Annotated in this window: 17 protein-coding genes; 9 read left to right on the plus strand and 8 right to left on the minus strand. The window is 62.0% G+C overall.

The features are described from left to right. The first annotated feature begins 46 nt into the window (after positions 1-46). Positions 47-1,273 (plus strand): PQQ-dependent sugar dehydrogenase, encoded by a 1,227-nt coding sequence (locus ACQZ60_RS23380; RefSeq protein ID WP_448736224.1) that lies wholly within the window; start codon positions 47-49, stop codon positions 1,271-1,273. Between the two features lie 104 nt (positions 1,274-1,377). Then, a complete protein-coding gene (locus tag ACQZ60_RS23385) occupies positions 1,378-2,394 on the plus strand; it encodes a DNA topoisomerase IB (RefSeq protein WP_448736225.1) in 1,017 nt (338 codons plus the stop codon). A 3-nt stretch (positions 2,395-2,397) separates the two neighbouring features. On the opposite strand, the gene ACQZ60_RS23390 is transcribed toward ACQZ60_RS23385, so the two are convergent. Both ACQZ60_RS23390 and ACQZ60_RS23395 read right to left on the minus strand, forming a co-directional pair. Next, entirely contained in the window at positions 2,398-3,120 is a 723-nt protein-coding gene (locus tag ACQZ60_RS23390) for a response regulator transcription factor (RefSeq protein WP_448736226.1), read from the minus strand. Position 3,121: 1 nt separating this feature from the next. Next, a complete protein-coding gene (locus ACQZ60_RS23395) occupies positions 3,122-4,357 on the minus strand; it encodes a GAF domain-containing sensor histidine kinase (protein WP_448736227.1) in 1,236 nt (411 codons plus the stop codon). Between the two features lie 304 nt (positions 4,358-4,661). Between ACQZ60_RS23395 and ACQZ60_RS23400 the strand changes: the two genes are divergently transcribed. From ACQZ60_RS23400 to recX, 6 genes are all read left to right on the plus strand, one after another. Beyond that, complete coding sequence (locus tag ACQZ60_RS23400; protein WP_448736228.1) at positions 4,662-5,678, plus strand: substrate-binding domain-containing protein; 1,017 nt, start codon at positions 4,662-4,664, stop codon at positions 5,676-5,678. A gap of 111 nt (positions 5,679-5,789) precedes the next feature. Further along, positions 5,790-7,253 carry an ATP-binding cassette domain-containing protein gene (locus ACQZ60_RS23405; protein WP_448736229.1) on the plus strand — a complete coding sequence of 488 codons (1,464 nt, stop codon included), beginning with the start codon at positions 5,790-5,792 and terminating at the stop codon, positions 7,251-7,253. Further along, positions 7,250-8,191, plus strand: coding sequence for an ABC transporter permease (locus ACQZ60_RS23410; RefSeq protein ID WP_080838912.1), 942 nt, complete (start codon positions 7,250-7,252; stop codon positions 8,189-8,191). The genes ACQZ60_RS23405 and ACQZ60_RS23410 overlap by 4 nt, the downstream gene beginning before the upstream one ends. Continuing rightward, the gene (locus tag ACQZ60_RS23415) at positions 8,188-9,135 is read left to right on the plus strand and encodes an ABC transporter permease (protein WP_059755932.1); all 948 of its coding nucleotides are present in this window, start codon (positions 8,188-8,190) and stop codon (positions 9,133-9,135) included. The genes ACQZ60_RS23410 and ACQZ60_RS23415 overlap by 4 nt, the downstream gene beginning before the upstream one ends. 35 nt (positions 9,136-9,170) lie before the next feature. Next, complete coding sequence (locus ACQZ60_RS23420; protein WP_448736230.1) at positions 9,171-10,091, plus strand: SMP-30/gluconolactonase/LRE family protein; 921 nt, start codon at positions 9,171-9,173, stop codon at positions 10,089-10,091. A gap of 72 nt (positions 10,092-10,163) precedes the next feature. Further along, positions 10,164-10,754, plus strand: coding sequence for a recombination regulator RecX (gene recX / locus ACQZ60_RS23425; protein WP_448736231.1), 591 nt, complete (start codon positions 10,164-10,166; stop codon positions 10,752-10,754). A gap of 3 nt (positions 10,755-10,757) precedes the next feature. On the opposite strand, the gene ACQZ60_RS23430 is transcribed toward recX, so the two are convergent. From ACQZ60_RS23430 to ACQZ60_RS23455, 6 genes are all read right to left on the minus strand, one after another. Next, entirely contained in the window at positions 10,758-11,156 is a 399-nt protein-coding gene (locus ACQZ60_RS23430) for a c-type cytochrome (RefSeq protein ID WP_448736232.1), read from the minus strand. 95 nt (positions 11,157-11,251) lie between these two features. Continuing rightward, positions 11,252-11,779, minus strand: coding sequence for a DUF992 domain-containing protein (locus ACQZ60_RS23435; RefSeq protein WP_035263596.1), 528 nt, complete (start codon positions 11,777-11,779; stop codon positions 11,252-11,254). Positions 11,780-12,027: 248 nt separating this feature from the next. Continuing rightward, positions 12,028-12,837, minus strand: a complete 810-nt coding sequence (locus tag ACQZ60_RS23440; RefSeq protein ID WP_035263594.1) for an ATP-binding cassette domain-containing protein — start codon at positions 12,835-12,837, stop codon at positions 12,028-12,030. Positions 12,838-12,871: 34 nt separating this feature from the next. Continuing rightward, positions 12,872-14,836: a Fe(3+)-hydroxamate ABC transporter permease FhuB gene (gene fhuB / locus ACQZ60_RS23445; RefSeq protein ID WP_020809225.1), complete on the minus strand. Its 1,965-nt coding sequence runs from the start codon at positions 14,834-14,836 to the stop codon at positions 12,872-12,874. Beyond that, positions 14,833-15,735 carry an iron-siderophore ABC transporter substrate-binding protein gene (locus tag ACQZ60_RS23450; protein WP_448736233.1) on the minus strand — a complete coding sequence of 301 codons (903 nt, stop codon included), beginning with the start codon at positions 15,733-15,735 and terminating at the stop codon, positions 14,833-14,835. The genes fhuB and ACQZ60_RS23450 overlap by 4 nt, the downstream gene beginning before the upstream one ends. Positions 15,736-15,763: 28 nt before the next feature. After that, the gene (locus ACQZ60_RS23455; protein ID WP_448736234.1) at positions 15,764-17,926 is read right to left on the minus strand and encodes a TonB-dependent siderophore receptor; all 2,163 of its coding nucleotides are present in this window, start codon (positions 17,924-17,926) and stop codon (positions 15,764-15,766) included. Positions 17,927-18,083: 157 nt separating this feature from the next. On the opposite strand from ACQZ60_RS23455, the gene ACQZ60_RS23460 reads away from it, so the two are divergent. After that, positions 18,084-18,995: a LysR family transcriptional regulator gene (locus ACQZ60_RS23460; protein ID WP_059756184.1), complete on the plus strand. Its 912-nt coding sequence runs from the start codon at positions 18,084-18,086 to the stop codon at positions 18,993-18,995. Positions 18,996-19,146: the final 151 nt, after the last annotated feature.

Raw genomic sequence — 19,146 nt, forward strand, 5'->3', positions numbered from 1 at the left:
TCCCCAAATGGTTCTCTGCCTGACATAAACGACGGAAGGGAGACCCATGTTCCATAACAACCGATTTCTGAGTTCGACGATCCTGTGTGCGTTGCTCGCCGTGCCGCTCGCCGGCGTTGCACAGGCCCAGGCCCCGGCCGCCGAAACGAAACGGCCGAATGCGCCGGATCAGAAACCGGCTTTTGAGGGCCAGACCCGCGCGCCGCAGGCCGCCACCCAGCCAAGCATCGAAAAAACCGTGATCGCGGACGGCCTGCCGCATCTGTGGTCGATGGAGTTTCTGCCCGATGGCCGCATGATCGTCGCAGCCAAGGAAGGCGCCATCCATATCGTCGCCGACGGCAAGGCCGGCCCGGCGATCGCGGGCGTGCCTGAGGTGGCATCCGACGGACAGGGCGGCCTTCTCGACATCGCGTTGGCTCCCGATTTCGAAACGTCGCGCACCATCTTCTTCTCCTTCTCCGAACCGCGCGATGGCGGCAACGGCACGTCGGTAGCCTCGGCGAAACTGACAGAGGAGGGCAACGCGGCAAAATTGGAAGATGTCTCGGTGATTTTCCGCCAGATGCCGACCTATGACGGCGACAAGCATTTCGGCTCCCGCCTCGTTTTCGGGCCGAACAACGAGCTTTATGTCACCGTCGGCGAGCGTTCCGACTCAAAGCCGCGCGTGCAGGCGCAGGACCTGTCGAGCGGGCTTGGCAAGGTCTTCCGCATCGATACACAGGGCAAGGCCTTTGAAGGCAATCCTTTCGCCAGCCGACAGAACGCCCTCCCCGAAATCTGGAGCTATGGCCACCGCAACCTGCAGGCGGCAGCGCTGGACGGAGAAGGCCGGCTCTGGACCGTGGAACACGGCCCGCGCGGCGGCGATGAGCTGAACATGCCGAAAGCCGGCCTGAACTACGGCTGGCCGGTCATCACCTATGGCGTCGAATATAGCGGAAGGTCGGTCGGCGAAGGTGTTACCGCAAAGGAAGGCATGGAACAGCCGGTTTATTATTGGGACCCGGTCATCGGCCCCTCCGGCATGGCCTATTATGACGGCGACCAGATTCCCGAATGGAAGGGCGCCTTCATCGTCGGCGGTCTGGTAAGTCAGGGTCTCGTCATCCTGCATATCGATGGCGACAGGGTCGCGACCGAAAGCCGGTTGCCGCTGGAAGCGCGCATTCGCGACGTGAAGGTCGGTCCGGATGGCGCGATCTATGCCGTGACAGAAGAGCGCGGCGGCGGTGAATCGCAGATACTGCGGATCGCCAAGGCCGGCTGATTAAAAAGACCGGCTGAGAAAACTCACGACTGGAACGACAGGCCGCCGGAACGAAGGCGGCCTGTTTTTCGTTTGCCGCAGCGTGAAACCTGCCGGAAAAAACCATGCCACAGCCGCCCACCCGCCTTCTTGCCAAAATCGGACTTGCCTATGTCAACGATCAGGAGCCGGGTATTGCCCGCGAGAAACGCGGACGCGGTTTCTGTTACCGTCTGCCGGGCGGCGAACTTCTCTCCGACAGCGTCGAACTGAAGCGCATCAAAGCGCTCGGCGTGCCGCCCGCCTATAAGGACGTGTGGATCTGCATCGACCCCGCCGGCCATCTGCAGGCTACGGGTTTCGATGCCCGCGGGCGAAAACAGTATCGGTATCATCCCGACTGGCATGCGCTCCGGGGCGAGACGAAATTCTTCCAGCTCAAAAGCTTCGGCAGGGCGCTGCCCGCCATTCGCCGCCGCGCCATAGCCGATATAGAGAAACAGGATCACGGGCAGGAAATGACGCTCGCGGCGCTCACGCTGCTGCTCGATGCCGCCTATCTGCGCGTCGGCAACCGCTCTTATCTCGAAACCAACGGCACCTATGGCGCAACGACATTGCTCAAGCGGCACGTCTCCTTCGGTGAAACCATCGAGCTGCGGTTTGCCGCCAAGGGCGGGCAGAAGGTGAAACGGCAATTGCGCCACCCGCGCCTTCAGAAAATCCTAGAGGAGATCGCCGATCTGCCCGGCAAGGAACTCTTCGTCTGGCAGGACAGCGAAAACCGGGTGCATTCGGTCGATTCCAGCGATCTCAACGCTTACCTCTCCCGCATCGGCGGGCAAGGCATTTCCGCCAAGACCTTCCGCACCTGGGGCGGAACGCTCGCCGCCTTCTGCAACGCGATGGAACATGTGGCGGCGGGTGACAAGCCGAGCATAAAGGGCATGTGCGAGGCAGCGGCGGCGGAGCTTTCCAACACGCCCACCATCTGCCGCAAGAGCTATGTGCACCCGGCCGTCCTCGATATAGCCACGGAAGAGAAAGCGCAGAAAAAGCTTGGCCGTATCTTGAAGGTCGGGGCTAAGCCCGTCTCCGGCCTCAGGGCGGATGAAAGACGGCTGCTTGCCTACCTGCCCTGAGGATCAGCGGCTGCCCGCCCATTCCGCCAGTTCCCGCTCGGCCCTTTCCAGCGCGCTGTAATTCAACAGCTTGCGCAGGAAAGCGACGGTAACAGCGCGGGTGCGAAGATTATATCGGCCTTCCGTCTCGTCATCGCCGGCGGCCTGATGCACGTTCAGTTTCTCATAGAGGCTTTGCAGCCGGTTCTGCACGCTGCGCAGCGACAGGTTACGGCGCCGCGCAATCGCCTTGTCGGTGAGGCCGAGCGCGACGTCGACAAGGATTTCATATTCGGAATCGGTAAAGCCATGGGCCTTGCCGAGGCTCTTTTCCTGCAGGCCGCGCACTTCCCGGTCGATTACGCATTGCGCCTCGATGAAGATGCTGCGCAGCGCCAGCCGCAGGCGGTCATCGGAGGCGGATTTCAGCACGTAGCCATAGGCCGCCCCTTCCGGCACGATGCGGGAGACGCCGCGCACATAGGCCTCGTCGGAATAGTTGGACCAGAACAGGATACGGGTATCGGGCCTTTCCTTCCAGATGGTGCGCGCAGCCTCGATGCCGTTGCGCTCGTTCATCTGCAAATCCATGACGATATGGGCGGCTCGGTTTTCCCGCGCGAGCTTCTCGCCGGTTCTGCCGTTTGCCGCCTCCAGAACCTTGTCGCATTCCGGCAGCGCGGCACGCACCGCCTCGTTCAGATAGGCGCGGTGCAGCGCATCGTCCTCGACGATCAGCACGTCCATGTCACAACTCCTCCCGCCGGTCGAAAGCGCCTGCCGGCAAGGTTACGGTGATGCGGGTTCCCGCTCCCGTGCCATTGCCGCCAATATCGAATCTGGCTGAAATCAGCCGCGCCCGCGTCTTCATATTGCCGATGCCGAGGCCGCCGGACGCCCCGCCTTCGCCACCGCCGCTGCCATCGTCGCTGACCGTCACCCGCAAGCCGCCGTCGATTGCGGTCAGTTTCACGGCAATCGCTTCGGGCTGGGCGTGGCGAATGGCATTGTTCACCGCCTCCTGCACGATGCGGAACAGCGAGATCGCCACCGTCTTGTCTAGCCTTTCCACCAGCCCGTCCGTCTCATCCGTCACCGACCAGTCGATTGCCGATCCGCTATCGCGCACGGAACGGTCCACATAGGTCTCGATGGCCTCAACAACGCCGAACAATTGCAGGATCGAGGGTTTCGCCTCCTCGATGATCTCGCGCAAATCCTGCATGCAGTGCTGCAGGCTGCGCACCACCGGCTCCAGCATCTCGCCTGACAGGTCAGGGGAATGGCTCATGCGCTCGATGCGCCGCGCCAGCCGCGTCAGGTCCGCCAGCGTCTGGTCGTGCAGATCCATGCCGATGCGCTGCCGTTCGGCCTCCAGCGCCTCGGTCAATTGCAACGCGCCTAAACGCAGGCCCTCCTCGCGGGCATTGGCGCGCGCCTCCTCGATGGCAGAGCGTTTGGCCTGCTCGGCGGCGCGGATGGCGTAGAAATAGGGCGCCAGCAAATCCGCGACCGCGCGGGCATTCGCCACATCCTCCATCGTATAGGCGTCCGACTGGTGGGAGGAGCAACTCAGCGCGCCGATAATGTCGCCATGCACCTTCATCGGCACATGAAGCCGGCTATGCAGGTTGAGTTCGATGATCGGGCTTGAAAACGACCCTTCGAAATGAAAGCGCGGATCGACGCAGGCGTCGCCGCTCAAGAGGTATTCCACCTCGCCAGACAACAGCGAACGGATCGGGCTACCCGTCAAAAGGGCGGGCGGCTGCCGGCTCCAGGCGCTGACGAGGCCGCTCTCATAGGCGATGTGATATTTGTCATCCAGCTGCTTGATGCAGACATCCATATGGTCATGCGGGATGATGTGGCTGATCTCGGTGGCGACCGCCTGGATGATGGCATTAAATTCGAGCTGCCCGGCAAGCAGCCGCGAAATGCCCATATAATGATGAAAAAGAGCGCTTTTCGGCGTATCCAGCATGTGCGGACGCCCTCCCAAGCGCCTGCCTTCGACCATTGCGGCGAAGATTCAATCCCTTGGGCGCCGCATCATTCATTCTGCGCCCGGCAGTGGCGTTTCGTCCTGCGGGTTCCCGCATGCTTTCTGCGGAAACCCGCAGGAAGATTGCCGCGATCCGCCTATACAAGCCAAATCTTCTTGGTCATTCTCGCTTCTACTGGGGAAAGGAGCTCCAGTGCAAAGGAATTCCACCTGCCGCCGAGGAGATTTGCGGCGTGCGAGAATTCCGGGCTCGAAAAGGGCAAGCCACGAGGGAGGAAATCAAATGGCTTTCAGGAAGATGCTTCTGGCATCGGCCGCTGTCGCATGCGCAGCTTTGCCGATCACCGCTCATGCCGATACGTCGGCCAAAAAAATCGCGCTTTCAAACAATTATGCCGGTAATTCCTGGCGTCAGGCGATGCTGACGAGTTGGGACAAGATCACCAAGCAGGCGGTTGCCGACAAGCAGGTCGCCGCCGCTGACGCCTTCACCACAGCCGAAAACCAGGCGACCGAACAGGCCGCGCAGATCCAGAACCTCATTCTTCAGGGTTACGACGCCATCGTCATCAATGCCGCTTCGCCGACCGCGCTTAACGGCGCGGTGAAGGAAGCCTGCGATGCCGGCATCACGGTCGTATCTTTCGACGGCATCGTCACCGAGCCCTGCGCATGGCGCATCGCCGTCGATTTCAAGGCGATGGGCGAAAGCCAGATCGACTATCTCGCCAAGGCCATGCCGAAGGGCGGCAACCTGCTTGAAATCCGTGGCCTCGCGGGCGTTTCAGTGGATGATGAAATCCACGCCGGCATCGCCGCCGGTGTCGCCAAGAACCCGCAGTTCAAGATCGTCGGTTCGGTCAATGGCGACTGGGCGCAGGATGTGGCGCAGCGCGCCGTCGCCGGCATTCTGCCGAGCCTTCCAGACGTCGCGGCTGTCGTGACGCAGGGCGGCGACGGTTATGGCGCGGCACAGGCTTTCGCCGCCGCCAAGCGCCCGACACCCACCATCGTCATGGGCAACCGTGAAGACGAGCTGCAATGGTGGAAACAGCAGAAGGACGCAAGCGGTTACGAGACCATGTCCGTCTCCATCGCGCCCGGCGTCTCGACGCTCGCTTTCTGGGTGGCCCAGCAAATCCTCGACGGCAAGGATGTGAAGAAGGACCTGACCGTGCCCTTCCTGCGCATCGACCAGGCCAATCTCGAGGAAAACCTGAAGACGACCCAGAAGGGCGGCGTGGCGAATGTGGAATATTCGCAGGAAGACGCCCAGAAGGCCATCGCATCGGCCAAATAGGCCGGATCGGCCCAGAGCCTGACTATTGCGGCGCTCCCGGAACGGGCGCCGCAATAGTCACACGTTATCCGATTTTCACATCACTTTTTCACATCACTGGCGTAGTTGCTCATGAATGACATCATCGAGGCGGAAGAAGTCGTCGCTGCGCGCGGCGTGAAGGTCGTGTTCGGCGCGGTAAGAGCGCTGGATGGGGCCGATCTCGTCATCCGCACGGGGGAATGCCTCGGGCTCGTCGGCCATAACGGCGCGGGAAAATCCACCATCGTCAACGTCATCAATGGCGGGCTGACGCCGCATGAGGGTTCCGTTTCCTATGGCGGCAACGAAAACCGCCACGGCATTGCCGCCGCGCGCGCGAACGGCGTTCGCTGCGTGTTTCAGGAACTGTCGCTTTGCCCGAACCTGACGATCAGCGAAAATGTCCGCATCATGCATGCCGCCACGGGTGGGCGAAACTGGCGCGGCCGGGCGCTGACGACGATCCGGCAGACGCTCGACGAAATTTTTCCCGGCCACGGCATCGATTGCGAGCTGACCATCGCCGAACTTTCCATCGCCGAACGGCAGATGGTGGAAATCGCCATCAATTTCTGCCGCATACCGCACGCACCGAGACTGGTGATCCTCGATGAGCCTACGTCCTCGCTTGATGCCGGTCTTGCCGAGCAGCTGATGGATTATGTCCGCCGTTTCGTGCGTGAGGGCGGCTCGGTTCTGCTGATCTCGCATATTCTCGGCGAAATTCTTTCGACGGCCACCCGTATCGTGGTAATGAAGGATGGCCGGGTGGTGGCCGACCGGAAGGCCGCCGACTTCACCACCCGCTCGCTGGTCGAAGCCATGGGCAGCGTCGTCAAGGAACAGGACAGGCGACGGGGTGAAAGCCGCAAGGCAGGCGAGAAGGTGCTTTCCATGCCGGCACGCCGGGGCGAAGGCCTTGCCTTCGAGGCCTTTCGCGGCGAGATCGTCGGCCTTGCCGGTCTCGGCGGCCATGGCCAGACCGAAGCGCTTCTCGATCTTTACCTTGCCCGCAACAATAGCTGGCTGCCCGCGCGCAAGACGGATCTCGCCTTCGTGGCGGGCGACCGCAGCCTGAACGGCACTTTTCCGCTGTGGAGCATCCTCAAAAACCTGTCCATCGCCTCGCTCAGGGATATTTCAGCCGCAGGCATGGTGGACAGAGCCAAGGAAACCGAGCTTGGGGCGCAATGGAAAAAGCGCATAGAAATCCGCACGCCCGACATGGGCAACAAGATCCTCTCCCTTTCCGGCGGCAACCAGCAGAAGGTGCTTTTCGCCCGCGCGCTCGCCACCACCGCCAGCACCGTCTTGATGGACGACCCGATGCGCGGCGTCGATATCGGCACCAAACAGGAGGTCTATGACATCTTGAGAACCGAAGCTTCCCACGGCCGCACCTTCATCTGGTACTCCACCGAAATGGATGAAATCCGTCTCTGCGACCGGGTCTATGTGTTCCGCGACGGCGCCATCCAGGCGGAACTCGTCGGCGACGATATTACCGAGCAGAATGTGCTGGCGGCCTCCTTTGCCGGAGAAGACCACGCATGAAACTCTCGGCAAACGCGCTCCGCCTCATCATTCCCGCCGCCTCGCTCGCCTTCCTGCTCGCCGCCGTCTTCTACATGCAGCCGCGCGCCATGAGCTATACCGGCATGAACCTGCTGTTCAATCTGGCGGTGCCGATTGCGCTCGCCACCATTGCGCAGATGCTGATCATGTCGGTCAACGATCTCGATCTGTCGATGGGCACCTTCGTCAGTTTTTGCGCCTGTGTGACCGCCACTTTCCTGCAAACCACGCCGATCCTCGGAATTGCGATCTTTGCCGGTGCGATTGCGGTCTATGCATTGCTGGGCGCCATCATCCATATCCGCGCCCTGCCCTCCATCGTGGTCACGCTCGGCATGAGCTTCGTCTGGGGCGGCCTCGCCGTCCTCATTCTGCCCTCGCCAGGCGGCCAGGCCCCCGCCTTCATCCGGGCGCTGATGACGGCAAAACCGCCTTTCGTGCCGATCGCCATCGTCGCCAGCATCCTGATCGCGGTCGTCGCCCATTACATCGTCATGCGCTCTTCCTTCGGTGTGCTGATGCGCGGCGTCGGCGGCAATTTCCGCTCGGTCGAGCGCTCCGGCTGGTCGGTCGTCGGCATTCGCGCCGCCACCTTTGCGCTGGCCGGTTTCTTCGCGGTGCTGTCCGGTATCGCCCTTGTCGGGCTGACGACATCGGCCGACGCCAACATCGCGCTGCGTTACACGCTGCTCTCGATTGCCGGCGTCATTCTCGGCGGCGGCGAATTCGTCGGCGGAAGGGTATCGCCCATCGGTGCGGTCATCGGCGCGCTGACGCTGACGCTCGCCGGTTCGTTCCTCTCCTTCATGCGCATTTCGCCGGACTGGCAGATCGGCGCGCAGGGGGCGATCCTCATCATCGTGCTGGCGCTGCGCATCCTGCTCAACCGTCTTGAAAAGCGGGAGAAAAACCAATGAACGGGCTCTCTTCCCTCACCAGAAAACCATGGATTTGGTCTTTTGCCGCAACGGCAGTCGTCTGGATCGTCACCGTGCTCTTCACCGGCGGCGCGAGCTCCTTCGGCCTGTCGCACGCCGCACTCACCTTCGCAGCCTTTTCGGTCATCGTCGGCATCGGCCAGATGTTCGTCATCACGCTCGGACCGGGCAATATCGACCTCTGCGTGCCCGCCACGATGACGCTGTCAGGCACGCTGGCCTTGAAATTCATGGATGTGTCCGACGGTCTCATCCTGCCCGGACTGCTGATCGCCATTCTGATCGGCATCGCCATCGGCATCGGCAATTATGCGCTGATCAAGCTCCTGCGTATCCCGCCGATCATCGCGACGCTCTCCATGAGCTTCATCGTGCAATCCATCGCCATCTGGTCGAACCGCGGCCTGCGCATCAAGCCGCCGGAAACATTGGCCACATTCGCGACATCAAGCTCTCTCGGCATTCCGAATGTCGCCCTCGTGGCCCTGCTGCTCTCGGTCATCGCCTGGCTGCTGCTCGACCGCTCGTTTTACGGGCGCTGGATTTCCGCCATCGGCCAGAGCACCTTCGCCGCCCGCATGACCGGCATTCCCGTGGACGGCGCACGTTTCGTCACCTATGTGCTCTGCGCGGTGCTGGCGGCGATTGCCGGTTATCTGCTCGCCAGCTTCTCCGGCGGTGCTGCGCTCAATATGGGCTCGGAATATCTGCTGATGTCCATCGCCGTCGTCGTCATCGGCGGCACGGCGGTGGCGGGCGGCGATTCCAATGTTCCCGGCATCTGGGGCGCTTCGCTCTTCATGTTCCTGGTGGTATCGATGCTGAACACCTATGGTTTCGGCGCCGGCATCCGCCTCATCCTCACCGGCCTCATCATCATCTCCGTCATTCTTCTGGCAAGCGGCCCCAAAGCCACGCGCTGAACCCATAACGACAAGCCCCCAAGCGGATCACGATCATGACCACAGACAAGACCTCCCCTTACGAAATCCACGATGACCGCTTTCGCCATCTGATCGTCGGCAATGCCGAGCTGGAAGAGCTCTATTCCGGCTGCCGCTGGGCCGAAGGCCCGGTGTGGTTTGCCGATCTGAACTGCCTGCTGTTCAGCGATATTCCGAATGAGCGCATGTTACGCTGGGTGCCGGACGGCGGGATCTCGGTATTCCGCCAACCCTCCAATTTCACCAACGGCAACACGCGCGACCGGCAGGGGCGGCTCGTTTCCTGCGAGCATGGCGGCCGCCGCGTCACCCGCACCGAAGTCGACGGGTCGATCACGGTTCTTGCCGACAGCTACGGCGGCAAGCGGCTGAACTCGCCCAATGACGTGGTGGTCAAATCCGATGGCAGCGTCTGGTTCACTGACCCGACCTACGGGATTCTTTCCGATTACGAGGGCTACAAGGCGGAACCCGAACAGAAGACGCGCAATGTCTATCGGCTCGATCCCGCAACAGGAGAGGTAACGGTCGCTATCGACGACTTCATGCAGCCGAACGGCCTTGCGTTTTCGCCTGATGAGACGAAGCTCTACGTCGCGGACAGTTCCTACAGCCACGATGTCTCCCGCCCGCGCCATATCCGCGTCTTCGACGTGGTGGATGGCGTGAAGCTCACCAACGGCCGAGAATTCTGCAACCTCGACAATGGCCTGCCGGACGGTTTCCGCCTGGATACGGCCGGCAACCTGTGGACCAGCGCCGGCGATGGCGTTCACTGCTTTTCACCCGAAGGTACGCTCCTCGGCAAGATCAGGGTGCCGCAGACGGTCGCGAACCTCACCTTCGGCGGCCCGAAAAAGAACCGCCTGTTCATCACCGCGACGAAATCGCTTTATTCGGTCTATGTCGCCGCAACCAGCGCGCAAACGCCCTGAGCTACTGAAAAACCGGAGGAAACGGGCAGGGAAGGAACTGGCAAGACGGATTCACCGCGCTATAAAAGCGGAATGAACGACGATTCCAGCCCCTTCCTGACCGACGACATGGCCGAGGACGGCGACGCGCCGGCGATTGAACCCACCAGCCGGATGCTTTCCTGGGCGCGCAATTCCGCTCTTTACCGGCTGGAACAGCGCATGATGACGGAAAAGCAGCTGCGTGACGCCATCATGCGCAAGGCGCGGGAAAAATTCGAGGATATCAGCCCGGCGCAGATCAGGGCGCTCGGCGAATTTGCCGTAACCTTCGCTTATGGCATCAAGGCGCTCGACGACACGGCTTTCGCGGAAATTACCGTGCGGAGCGGCCAGCGAAGCGGCAAGTCGAAACGCGGGCTCGCGCAGAAACTTCAGATCAAGGGTATCGCCCGGGAAACGGCAGCCGTCGCGCTTCAGGAAACAAACGATCTCGTCGCGGCCGTCATCTTCGCCCGCAAGCGCGCCTTCGGGCCGTTTCGCCGTGCCGAACTGGACGAGAAGCGCAAGGCCAAGGAATTCTCCGCTTTCGCCCGCAACGGCTTCGGCTTCGAGATCGGCTCGAAGGTGATGGAGATGACCTTCGAAGAGGCGGAAGAGATTATCGCTGAAGCGCCGCTCTGACCGCTATTGCGGCATGGGATGCGTTTTCAGATAGGCGATCAGATCCGCAATATCCGTCTCGCTCCACAGCCCGAAAAAGCGCATCGCATTTCCCGGTATCGCCTTCTTCGGGCTGGCGATGAATTTTTGCAGTTCCTCTTCCGACCACACCCGGCCAGCCGCGCCGGCATCTTTCAGCGCCTGCGAATAGTGGCCGTAATCGGTCACGGAAGCCATCGGCCTGCCGACGACACCCATCAGATGCGGCCCCATGCGGGTGCGTGGCGTGTCGATGCTGTGACAGGTGGAACAGCGGCTGAAGACCTTCTCCCCATGGGCCGCATCGCCCTCGGCAAAAGCGGCTGTCGCCAAAAGGAAAGAACAGGCGGTCACTGCCGCGACACGTTTGAATGTGGAAATCATGGCCCGGATAATACAACGCCCTCTCCGTCTGACAACGAAGAGGGCGTGTTTTGAGATGCGACAGAATGCCCGGCCGGGGCCGGGCACTTTGCCGATCAGTTCATGGCCGTGAGCGTCACGGAGGTGCCGGTGGCGGCAAGGTTGAGACCAACCTGACCCGTCACGCTGACCGTCTGCAGCTGGATGGAACCGGACGTGCCGCCAACGAGAACGTTGGTGCCGACGCCGAGACCGACGGTGACTTCAGCCGTTGCGCCCTGATAAAGGCCGCCGAGCGAACCGCGGTGGTAACCGGCGGTCGGGGCGAAAACGGCCCAGACCAGACGGCCCTGCGTGGTGAAGCCGAGGTCGACACCCATCTTGCGGATGGCGCCGGTGTAATGGTCGGTGCGACGGGCGCCCATGGTGGACTGGAAGGTGCAATCCAGTTCCTTGGCCGAGCCGAGAACGTAACCGACGCCGCCGCCGATATCGCAGGTGAGGTAACCGATCTTGACGCCGTTGCGATCGTCCTGCTCCTGCGGAGCCGGCTCATATCTTGCAAGGTCGGCAGCGAGGACGGATGCGGTTCCGCCGAGGCCCATCGTCAATGCGGCAAAAGTTACGGCAACAGCCTTTTTCATCTGATTTTCTCCTGTTTTATTCCTACCCGCAGCAGCCCTTCTTGCCCTCTCCGGATATTGAATTCCGCACTGTTAACGTTTGTTCCCTGAAATCGATCCAAAACAACTTAATTGGAGGCGATGAAAGCGGAACGGTTAACAATGTCTGATGGCGGTAGGACGCCATTAAGACATTGTTAGGGCGGGAAATGCGTGCGGAATCGCCATCGACAGCCAGCGTTGCCGGCCGTTGTTTTGCTGCAACAACCTCAAAGCGGCAGGGCGACGGGAAAGCCGGTGGCGGCATGGGTCATGACATCCATGCGAACGCCATAGATGCGCTGCAGCGTCTCCGGCGTCATGATCTCCTGCGGCGTTCCCCGCGCGATAAGCTGGCCGGAATGAAGCGCGACGATCTCATCGCAGAAGCGCGCCGCCATGTTGACGTCGTGCAGCACGACGATGACGCCGAGACCCTTTTCGCGCGACAGTCTCTGCACCAGCGAAAGCACCTCGATCTGGTGTGCCATGTCGAGTGCGGAGATGGGTTCGTCGAGAAGCAGGCTTTCGGCATTCTGGGCCACCAGCATGGCGAGCCACACGCGCTGGCGCTCACCGCCCGAAAGCGTATCCACCAGCCGGTCGCGGAAGGCGACGGTGTCGGTGAGTTCGATGGCTTCGTCCACTTTCTCCTGATCGGCTTTGGTGAACTGCCCAAGCGCGCCGTGCCAGGGATAACGGCCGAGCGCCACCAGTTCCTTGGCCAGCATGCCGGAAGCGGCCGGCGTATATTGCGGCAGATAGGCAAGCTTTCGCGCAAATTCCCGATTGCCCCAGGCGCCGAGCGCCTTACCCTCGAATGAGACCCTGCCCGCCGTCGGCTCCTGAATCCGCGCGAGAATCTTGAGCAGCGTGGATTTTCCCGAACCGTTATGACCGATCAGACCGATGGTCTTGCCGGTCGCAAAACTGGCCGTCAGCGGCTGCAGCAATGTCCTGCCCGGCACTTCCATCGTCACGCCGTCGAGAGAAAAAAGCGGAATATCGTCATAATCGACGGCAAGTGCTGCCTGACCCATGGTTCTCATCTCCGTACATCGTTCAAAAAATTCATCATCGCCTGCCTGAAAGCCAGATCAGATAGGGCGCGCCTGCGAGCGCCGCAAAAAGCCCGAGCGGCAGCTCATAAGGAAAGGTGACTGTCCGTGCGCCAAGATCGGAAAGCGCCATCAGCACCGCGCCGAACAGGAAGGAGGCGAAGAGATGGTCGCGCGGCGTGGTGAAACCGGCGCGAAGCGCAATATGCGGCGCCATCAATCCGACGAAACTCAATGGACCGACGAGCAGCGAGGCAGCCCCGGTGGCAATGCCCGCCACCGCGATGACGGCGATGCGCGCCGCGCCGAGCGGCAGTCCGAGGGAGAGCGGCACATCGCGTCCGAGCGGCAAGATCGTCAGCCAGCGCGTGACCGATAGCGCGCCCGCCAGCAGCACGGTGGAAAGAATGGCGAGAAAGATCGCCGAAGCCGGCGTCGCCGTCGAACCCGAGCCGCTGAGCCAGGCGAGGATCTGCCATGCCCGCTGGTCGCCAATCGCAAGCAGCGCCGAGAGAACGGCCGAGCAGAGCGAACTGATGGCAATGCCCGCGAGCAGGATTTTTTCCGGCGCGAGGTGCCGGCGCATGGAAAACAGCAGGACGAGGATCATGACGGCCGCAGAGCCGATGCCGGCGCCGCAAAACAGTTCGAAAAGACCGGCGGCCGGAAAAATCGTGATGGCGGCGGCAAAACCGAGACCTGCACCGCCGCTGACGCCGATTACTTCCGGGCTTGCCATGGGATTGCCGGTAAGCCGCTGGAGAAGCGCTCCCGCCATGGCCAGAAGACCGCCTGCGGCCACGGCCGCCACCAGCCGCGGCCAGCGGAACGGCAGCAGGCTTTGCAGATCGTCAGCCTTCAGCACCGTCCAGCCATCGGGCCCCTTGCCGATGGCGAGCACTGCAAAAACCAGCCCCGCCATGACGGCCAGTACCGGCAGCAGGGCCGTAAGCCGGCGTCTTGTCGCCAGCTCGACGCCTTCACCGCGATGCACATCGGTCGGCCGGATTTTCGGCAGCAGCCACAAAAGCAGCGGGCCGCCGATCAGGGCCGTTACCGCGCCGGTCGGGAAAACTTCGGCCGTCGTGCTTGCCAGAAGCTGCACGAGACCGTCGCAGAACCACAGCAGCAGACCGCCCAGAAGCGGGGAAACCAGGAGCACCGAAGACGAACGCCGCACACCGAGCGCCCGGGTGAGCGCAGGTGCTGCAAGGCCGATGAAGCTGACGAGACCGACCGCCGAAGCAACGAAGGCGGCCAGCATGACTGCGACGGCGGCGACCGCCAGCCTGATCGAAAACAGCGAGACGCCGAGCGATCGCGCACCGGCATCGCCGAGACCGAGGACCGTCAGCGGCTTAATCAGCAGGCCGGTCAGAACGAGCCCGGCAACAAGCTGAAACGCGAGAGACAAGGCGTTCGACCAGTCCTGCTGGCTGAGCGAGCCGCCGTTCCAGACGACCAGCGACATCAGATATTCGCCCTGTGCCAGCGTCAGCGCGGCGGAAACGGACGCGGCGGTGATGCCGACCAGCAGCCCCGACACCACCATGGTCACCGGTTCGAAGGAGCGTCGCCAGCCAAGAAGAAACACGATGCCGGCCGCACCGGCCGCGCCAGCGAGCGCCACCAAGGCGCGGTTGCCATCCAGCACCGAGGGAAAGAACAGCGTGGCGATGACAATGGCCAGTTGCGCGCCGGCCGAGATGCCGAGCGTCGAAGGATCCGCAATCGGATTGCGCAGCAATTGCTGGAACAACGCACCCGACAGGCCGAGCATCGCCCCCGCCAGAATGGCGACCGCCACGCGCGGCATCAGGCTGAAGGCGAAAATCACCTGATCCATCGACATGGTGGCGGCATCGAACGGCAGGCCGGGCCATGCACCGAAAGGCAGCCGCAACAGCCCGGCATGCAGGGAAAGCCCGCAGGCCAGAACGAACAGCAGCCCGAAGAAAAGCTGGAGAGGCCGCGCCGTCACAGGGCTTCTCCCTGCGCCGAGAGCGCTTCGCTCAGAAGCCGCGCAAAGCGCATGCCGGCGGTGATGCCGCCATAGGGACCGACATTGCCGAGCGTGACCACCCGGTTTTCCCGCACGGCAGGCAGCGCGCGCCATATGGCGCTGCTGCGCAGGGTTTCCCGCGCCTCGACCGGAATATCGGAGACGATGACGATGCGCGCATCGGGCGACGCGGCGAGGTTTTCAAGCGGCACCGGGGCCGCGAAGGTGAATTGCGAACGATCCACCCAGGCATTGGCGAGCCCCAGTCGGCCAAGAACATCCCCGAACATGCTATCTGCACCGAAAGCGCGAAAATGCCGGGCGTCGCCGATATTGATCACATAGGTCGGCCGCGCCGCAAAACCGGCAAGGCGGCTCCGCATGGCTTGCAGCGCCGCTTCCGTTTCGCCCAGCACCCTGCGCGCCTCGTCTGCCCTGCCGAGCTTTTCGCCAAGGGCGGAGACCGCCGCCAGCGCCTTTGCGAAAGGCGGTTCGCCCTTCACGTAAAAGGGCAGCGAGAAGACCGGAGCAATCGCTTCCAGCCTGCCGGTATAACGGGTGTAGAAGGGCGAAATCAGAATGAGATCGGGCCGGCTCAGTTGCAGAAGCTCGAAATTCGGCGCACCGCGCAGGCCGAGATCGGCGACGGTTGCAGGGATTTCCGGCTCGACCGCATCCACCCGGAACTGGATGAGCTCGGTCGCCGCCACCGGCATGACGCCGAGCGCAACGGCGGTTTCCAGCATGGCCCAGTCGATGGCGGCGAGGCGTGGCGTGACCGCCGCCTGCGCCTTGCCAGCAAGAGCCGAAGCAGCGAGCAGGCCTAAAAATTCCCGCCGCCCCCAAAGGGGGGACATCCATCGATCCTTGCGCGTCATGCCCCTGCTGCTTCACTTTGATATGGCGTCACCAACGGTAGGTCAGCTTGCCCATCACCGTTCTTCCGTCACCGTAATAGCATCCGAAAGTGGAGCAACTAGAAATATATTCTTTATCAGTCAAGTTTTGCACCAGAAGCGAGGCGCGGTAGCCGTTTTTCTCGTAATGCACGCCGAGATCGAGCAGGGCGAGGCCCTTCATCTCGAAGGTATTGGCGGCATCGCCATAGCGTTTTCCGACATAACGCACACCGCCGCCGATGCCGAAACCCTCAAGGGCGGTATCTTCCGGGAAAGTGTAATCCAGCCAGAGGCTTGCGGCGTGCCGGGGCGTGCTGTCTAGCTCCTTGCCGTTATTCACGCGGCCGGAGACCTCGCTGTCCATGTAGGTATAGGCCGCGCGCAGGTCGAGCCCGTCGGCAAGGCTTGCGACGCCTTCAAGCTCGAGGCCTTTCACATGCGCCTCGTCCATCTGCTGCGTCACGCCGCCCACCGTCGTCGTGACGTTTTTCTGTGTCAGATCGTAGATCGCGGCGGAGAAGAAACCGTCGAAACCCTCGGGCTGGTATTTGACGCCCGCTTCCCATTGTTCGCCGGTGGTCGGTTTCGGCGCATCGCCGACAGCCGGCTGCGGCACCGGCTCGAAGGAGGTCGCGTAGCTGACATAGGGCGCGATGCCGCCATCGAACAGATAGCTGACGCCGACGCGGCCGGTCAGCTTGTGATCGTCCTTGTCGAGCGAGCGGTAGGTGGTGCCGTTGAAGGTCGTGCCGCTGGTGCTTGCCCAGTCCTGCCGCAGGCCGGCGGTGACGCGCCAGTTCTCGAAAGCCATCTCGTCCTGCGCATAAAGGCCGATCTGGGAAATATCCGTCTTCACATCGGCATAAAGCGTGCGCGAGGTGAGGCTGATCGGCCCGCCATAGACCGGATTGACGGGATTGAGCGGCGTCGCGGCCCAGAATTCGGTTTTGACGTTATTGTCGAAATAACGGTAGTCCAGCCCGACAAGCAGGGTGTGGTCGATTGGCCCCGTGGAGAACTCCGCCTGCAGGCTGTTGTCGATGTTGAATGTGTTCAGCAGCTCGTCCTGGAACGTCGCATTGCGGCGGATGAGATTGCCGATCATGCCGCCGCTGGTCGAAGACATGCCGAGCGCGCGGTAGGACCAGTCGAAATTGGAATAACGCGCATTCTGCCGGAAGGTGAAGGTCTCGTCGAAACGGTGCTCGAATTCATAACCGATATTGGTGAATTTGCGGCTCGACGTATCGAAGGACGGATCGCCGACATAAAAGCTGCGGTCCAGCATATTGCCGGGTCTGAGATAGGTCAGCGCCGGTGGCAAGCCGGAGGGCGAACTCGGATTGTCGTGCTGATAGGAGGCAAGAACCGTCAGCTTCGTATCCTCGTCCGGCTGCCAGGTCAGCGCCGGTGCGATGAAATAACGGTCGTTCTGCAAGTTGTCCGTCTGGGCATGGGCGTTGCGCGCAAGGCCTGTCAGGCGATAGGCGAAACTGTCGCTATCCGCCACCGGGCCGCCAATATCGAACATCGACTGGTAATAGTCGAAGCTGCCGATCTGCACACCGACTTCGCCGAACCGTTCGAAGGTCGGCCGCTTGCTGATGAGATTGATGAGGCCGCCGGGATTGCCCTGGCCGAAAAGAACGGAAGCAGGCCCGCGAATGACTTCCACGCGCTCCAGACCGTAAACCTCATAGGAGGGCGCACCGGCGGTGCGCATCAGCCGCAGGCCGTTCAGGAACTGCAACTGGTTTCCCTGGAACCCGCGAATGCGCGGCGCATCGAAACGCGGATCCGCCCCAAACGGCTGCGCGACGACACCCGGAACATAATTCAGCGCCTCGCTGAGATTGCGAACGTTCTGAGCATCCATCTGGTCCTTGGTGATGACGGATACGGATTGCGGCGTCTCGATCAGGGATCGCCCCGTCTTGGTAGCGCTGGCGCTGGTTTTCGCCACATAGCCCTTCACGGGCGCCTTGGGATCCTGATTTTTGGCGCCCTCCACGGTGATGGTCTGCAGCACCGTCGTACCGGCCTCCTGCGCAAAGGCGGAAGCCGGGGCCAAAAAGGCCACATAAGCGACGACGGCGCAACCGCCAGCCAGAATGGAAATGTGTTTGGTTTTTCCCTGCACCCCAAGACCCTTCATCACCCGCGCCACCATAAGGCGGCATTTTTCTGGAGAATTTAAGTCATCTTATTACGCAAGGGACGGATTGCGATCCAATAAGCGCAGCCGGTTTTTTTCAGAACTATTGATTATGAAAACTCACAGCGATAATAGCTTGGAATTATTCAAATCTGCCGGAAAGGCCGTGACGATGGGCAGGAAACCGGCAAGCCGGGCAGAAACATTCGAATTGCGCCACCTGCGCTATTTCACCACGCTGGTGGATGAGCGCAATTTCGAGCGCGCCGCCGCCCGCCTCGGCATTGCCCAGCCGGGCTTGAGCCAGCAGATCATGGCGCTCGAACAGATTGTCGGCATGCCGCTTCTCGACCGCACGCGCCGCTCGGTGAAGCTGACCACGCCCGGCCAGCTTCTCTACGAGGATGCCCGGAAAATCCTCGCCAATGCCGAGGCGACGCTTGCGGCGCTCAAACGCGTCGACCGCGGCGAAACCGGGCGCATTTCCATCGGTTATGTCGCCTCGGCCGCCTATTCCGGCCTGATGATCCGGTCCATCGCCAGTTTCCGCGCTTCCCATCCCGATGTGGAGCTGCAATTGATCGAAATGGAGATGCGGCTGCAACTGGCCAAGATTGCCGACGGCAATCTGGACTTCGCCTTCATCCGCCCGCCCGCGCCTGTTCCGGAAGGTGTGACAACCCATGTGGTACTGCGCGAACCGCTGATGGCCGCACTTCCTGAAAACCATCCTCTGGCCTTTGCGCTGCAGGTCGATCTGAAAAACCTTGCCGGTGAGACCTTCATTACCCCGCGACAGCCGCCGGATGTCGGCTTTCACTACAATACGATAGAGGCCTGTAATGAAGCCGGGTTCCAGCCGGCGATCACCCCGGAAGGCAGGGACTACACCACGATTGCCAGCATGGTGGCCATCGGCCTTGGCGTCGCGCTGGTGCCGCGCTCGCTTAATTGCCTGAGGCTGCCCGGCGTGCGCTACGTGCCGCTTGCCGCCAGTTCCACGACCTCGGACCTCGCCATCGCCCACCGGAAAACGGAAGCCTCTCCCGCCGTCAGGGCCTTCATTCTCCATATGCGCAATTGAAGCGGCAGCACCCGCCCGCCTGTCGATCCCGTGGACGAAAAATCCGCCATCACCCGTTTGCGCCGCATCGGTAGCAACAGGCGGGGGCGGCGTAACCGCATGGGATTGCGAAAAGAATGACGCGCTTGCGGGCCGGCCGAAAACAGGAACG

The organism is Agrobacterium sp. 22-223-1, from assembly GCF_053522385.1.